The following is a 4,171-nucleotide window of genomic DNA, read 5'->3' on the forward strand; positions in this document are numbered from 1 at the left end:
TTGATACACGTGAGGTCCTTTATAATGTATTTGAGTTTTTCCGACTTAACGAAGATTTTTCAAACCTTCCAAGGAAATATAAAATGTCAGTCAGTGCTAATGTTCATAATGCTTCCAATGCTGAAATTAACTGCGTTTCATTTAATCCAGCTACGAAGGTTATTGATGGAAAGACAGAAGTTGGTTTTCACGTTAAAGTAGGGGGTGGATTATCCTCCGTCCCTATGCTAGCAGAAGAACTTGATTTATTCATTTTACCGGAGAAAACAGTGGAAGTGGCAGCCGCCATCACAACGATTTTCCGTGACTTCGGTTACCGTGAAAAGCGTCATCGCTCTCGTTTGAAATTCCTTGTTGCTGATTGGGGTCCAGAGCAATTTAAGGAAAAATTGCTTGAATACACCGGTCCACTTCCAGAAAAGGGAGAAAGTGCATTGAAGGAATGGAATGCTGGCTATTTCTATGGTATCCATAAACAAAAACAAGAAGGACTTAACTATGTTGGAGTCAATATCCCAGTTGGCCGTTTAACTCCAGACGAAGTTATTGAGTTTGCTGAACTTTCTAAAAAATACGGAAACGGTGAAATCCGCAACTGTAATTCGCAAAATCTAATTATTCCTAATGTTCCGGATGCAAAACTTGAAGAATTAAAACAAGAATCAATTTTTGAAAGATTTCCATATCAACCAAAAAAATTCATTGGATATTCCGTTTCTTGCACAGGCATTGAGTATTGCAACCTGGCACTTGTTGAAACAAAAAACCGGATGAAAACTATTGCTGAAAAACTGGATAAAGAAATTGATTTAGATGTACCGGTAAGAATGCATATGGTGGGTTGCCCGAATAACTGTGGTCAACGAGCTATTGCTGAAATCGGGTTGCAAGGTATCAAAATGAAAAACCAAGACAAAAAAATGGTCGAGGCTTTTGAAATATACGTAGGCGGAACACTTAATGCTGGTGGGAAGTTCAATGAAAAATTAAAAGGGAAAGTGGAAGCTGAAAAGCTTTATGACGTATTAAAAGAGCTTATCCTGTTTTTCAAAGAAACAAAGCTATTGTCTGAAACTTTCTTGGATTTTGTAGAGCGAGTAGGAAAATCAGAATTACAAAGTAAACTTGATAATATTTTAACAGAGGTTGCTGTTTAAATAGCGGAAGGTAAGAAGAATATGAATCTATACCGTTTTGAAGTCACTATTAAAGAAGAACTAATTCATGTCATCATCGCCGCAGATTCGGATGAAAAGGCCTTCCAGCTCGTTGATATCGAGCTGGAAAAGCGTTTTTTGAAAATGCCTGAAGTGGATGATATATCATTATACGAAAAAAGAAAAATTAATAATGGAACAGGTTACGTATTATCGGAATTCGAAACAATTCTCTAAGGGAAGGCAGGTTGCATAATGGGGAAAGTATATCTAGTAGGAGCCGGTCCTGGAGATCCAGATTTAATTACAATAAAAGGATTAAAGTGCATTCAAGAAGCCGATGTCATTTTATATGACCGTCTTGTCAATAAAGAACTGTTGAATTATGCAAAAGAAGGAGTCGAATTGATTAATTGCGGTAAACTGCCGGATTATCATTTGTTGCAGCAAGATACAATCAATCGATTTCTAGTTAAATATGCAAAAAAGGGGAAAATTGTTACGCGATTAAAAGGTGGCGATCCCTTTGTTTTTGGAAGAGGCGGAGAGGAAGCTGAAGCCCTTGCAAAAAATGGCGTAAGTTTTGAAATTGTGCCAGGCATTACGGCTGGAATTGCTGCCACAGCTTATGCTGGAATTCCAGTGACCCATCGAGATCATGCTTCTTCATTTGCCATTGTTACCGGCCATCGGAAAAAAGACGAAGATGATAATATCAAGTGGGAATCTCTTGCAAATGGTATTGATACATTAGCTATATATATGGGAGTGAAGAATCTACCGTATATTCAAGGGAAACTTTTGGAGCATGGAAAAAATCCCAATACTCCAGTAGCTCTTATTCATTGGGGAACGTTAAAAACACAAAAGACAGCTGTCAGTACATTAGCTAATGTACTAGAAACAGCCAAAAGTGAGCAAATTTCCAATCCTTGCATGATAGTTGTAGGAGATGTGGTCAATTTACGAGAGAAGATCAAATGGTTTGAACAAAAACAAGCGGAAAATTTGTTGGCAAATGAGGCCTTTTAATGGAAGCTATATTATATATTTGCCATGGAAGCCGTGTCAAAGAAGCATCTGCCCAAGCGATTGATTTTATTCATGTATGCATGGAAGGACAATCTAACACAATTCAGGAGTATTGCTTTTTAGAATTACAAAGTCCTACGATAGAAGATGCCTATGATCGATGTGTGCAACGCGGAGCGACGAAAATCATTGCTATTCCAGTTCTTCTGTTAACTGCTGCACATGCAAAATATGATATTCCAGTCATTCTATGTAAAATGAAAAAACAGTATCCAGAGGTAGAGTTGAAGTACGGAAGACCCATAGGGGTCAGTGATAAAATGGTTGACATTTTAGTAGAAAGATTGAAAGAGACAAACGAAAAGGTAACGGAGAATTCACTAGTTTTATTAGTTGGAAGGGGCAGCAGTGATCCCGACGTGAAACGAGATTTAAGTCAATTAGCGGGTTTACTTAAGCGTAGGTTACCAAAAAGCCAAGTACAAGATTGTTATCTGACTGCTGCTTCACCAACTTTTGCAGAAGCATTGGAAATGGCTGAAGATTCCCAATCAGATCAAATTTTTATTATTCCTTACCTTTTATTTACCGGTATTTTAATGCAATCCATCCAAACAGCTATTAAAAAGATCCAGAAAAAAGGCAAACAGAATTTTGTTCTCTGCCGTTATCTCGGTTATCATCCGAAGATAGAAAAAGCATTATCAGAACGAATTCACGAAGTGTCTGAGGAGGGTGCTTATGTATCCAATTACTCTTAATATTGAGAATAGAAAGTGTATCATTATCGGCGGTGGTAAAATAGCTTACTTTAAAGCGGGCCCCTTACTAGAAGCAGGTGCTGAAGTAACTGTTGTAAGTCCTGAAATATGCGAAGGTTTCCAGAAGCTACAAGAGGAAGGGAAAATCCATGTTTTACTTAAAGAAGTAGAAGAAACTGACTATAAAGATGCTTTTTTAATCATAGCTGCAACAAACTCCTCAGAAATTAACGAGCAAGTCTATAAGAACACATCTCATAGCCAACTTGTTAACGTTATTAGTAATCAAGAGCTGGGCAACTTTCATATACCAGCTACATTGAAAAGAGGTAAGCTCACAATTAGCGTTTCTACCAATGGGGCAAGTCCAAAACTCGCTAAAAAAATCCGAAATGATTTACAGGAAGTTTATGATGAGTCATATGAAGAATACCTTGAATTTCTTTTCGAAGTAAGGATGCATATAAAAAAGAGTTCATTATCAAAAGATGAAAAATCTCAGTTACTAAAAGATTCAATTGAGGATATTTATAAATATTCCCTTAAAGAAAGATATCGTTTTTTAGCTAGGCTTTTGCCAGTAGAAACTGAATAAAAATCATTGGGCTGATCAGAAAAACTGAAGGCACCTAATCAAAATGAAACAATTATTTTGGTTAGGTGCCTCTTTGTGTCTGAAAATAAAATTTCAATGTTCTATTTACTAGCGAATTGTATGTAGGTCGGGTCGAGGGTAATTTAGGTTCTATCTAAGTAAAAAAAGGGGGAAGTCATGAAAAAGTTAATCGTTTTAGCCTTTATCGGGTTTTTAGCCCAATTAATAGATGGTTCACTTGGAATGGGGTATGGAGTAAGTTCAACTTCCTTATTGTTGACATTCGGGATCGTACCTGCAGTAGCATCAGCATCTGTTCACTTATCGGAAGTAGTAACGACAGCTGTTTCTGGAGCATCTCATATCAAGTTTGGGAACGTAGATAAGAATATGGTCTATCGTTTGATTATTCCAGGTTCTGTTGGAGCATTTGTGGGTGCTTGTTTTCTGAGCAATTTGCCAGCTGAATTAGCAAAACCGTATATTGCTATCTTTCTATTTGGACTAGGAGTATACGTTTTGTTTCGTTTTCTATTTATTTTCAAGCCGTCTAAGGAAAATGAAACCGTAAAGCCATTAACAGCGAAACAATCTATCCCGCTAGGACTTTTTGCAGGGTTTTGTGA

The 4,171-nt window shown here is 37.2% G+C and carries 6 protein-coding genes; all 6 read left to right on the top strand.

Features of this window, described 5'->3' with window-relative positions; all coding sequences use genetic code 11:
* Positions 1–1,157 (top strand): nitrite/sulfite reductase (locus tag AC1DUW_RS22195; RefSeq protein ID WP_477643481.1); only part of this gene is annotated, 1,157 nt, incomplete at its 5' end.
* A 21-nt stretch (positions 1,158–1,178) separates the two neighbouring features.
* Positions 1,179–1,394, top strand: a complete 216-nt coding sequence (locus AC1DUW_RS22200; RefSeq protein ID WP_053346353.1) for a DUF3906 family protein — start codon at positions 1,179–1,181, stop codon at positions 1,392–1,394.
* Positions 1,395–1,412: 18 nt separating this feature from the next.
* Positions 1,413–2,189: a uroporphyrinogen-III C-methyltransferase gene (cobA, locus tag AC1DUW_RS22205; RefSeq protein ID WP_477643482.1), complete on the top strand. Its 777-nt coding sequence runs from the start codon at positions 1,413–1,415 to the stop codon at positions 2,187–2,189.
* Positions 2,189–2,950: a sirohydrochlorin chelatase gene (locus AC1DUW_RS22210; protein ID WP_201185136.1), complete on the top strand. Its 762-nt coding sequence runs from the start codon at positions 2,189–2,191 to the stop codon at positions 2,948–2,950. Before cobA ends, AC1DUW_RS22210 begins: the two co-directional genes overlap by 1 nt.
* Positions 2,931–3,545, top strand: coding sequence for an NAD(P)-binding protein (locus tag AC1DUW_RS22215; RefSeq protein WP_477643483.1), 615 nt, complete (start codon positions 2,931–2,933; stop codon positions 3,543–3,545). Before AC1DUW_RS22210 ends, AC1DUW_RS22215 begins: the two co-directional genes overlap by 20 nt.
* Before the next feature lie 177 nt (positions 3,546–3,722).
* A partial coding sequence (locus AC1DUW_RS22220; protein WP_477643484.1) for a sulfite exporter TauE/SafE family protein occupies positions 3,723–4,171 on the top strand: 449 nt, incomplete at its 3' end.

This window comes from Peribacillus sp. P4_C12 (assembly GCF_056402095.1).